Source organism: Undibacterium sp. Ren11W (assembly GCF_049340485.1).
GTDB lineage: Bacteria > Pseudomonadota > Gammaproteobacteria > Burkholderiales > Burkholderiaceae_D > Undibacterium.
Genome location: NZ_JBMPPB010000052.1, coordinates 1 through 234, shown reverse-complemented (window position 1 = coordinate 234; position 234 = coordinate 1). Strand labels below are relative to the sequence as shown.

1 protein-coding gene is annotated in these 234 nt (G+C 58.1%); it reads right to left on the bottom strand.

All coding sequences use genetic code 11. The features are described 5' to 3' along the window. Positions 1–234 (bottom strand): hypothetical protein (locus tag ACO0K8_RS22425; protein ID WP_422948869.1); only part of this gene is annotated, 234 nt, incomplete at both ends.

Below are 234 nucleotides of genomic sequence, written 5' to 3'. Positions count from 1 at the left end.
CAGCCTGGTCGGTGACGGTAGCGCTGACGGACAAGGTCGCGCCTTCAGCCGGTTTCGCAACCGTGCTGCTGTAGGTGCCCGCTGTGATTTCTGCTGCGGTTAAGACATGGCTTTGCGGAGTAGTACCATCGGTGATCGTCAGGGTGTCGCCTGCTTTAGCGGTACCTGGCAAGGCGACTGTGACTGCCACTGTCGTTGCTGCGCCCAGTTCTGTTTTATTAATCAGGCCGTTGT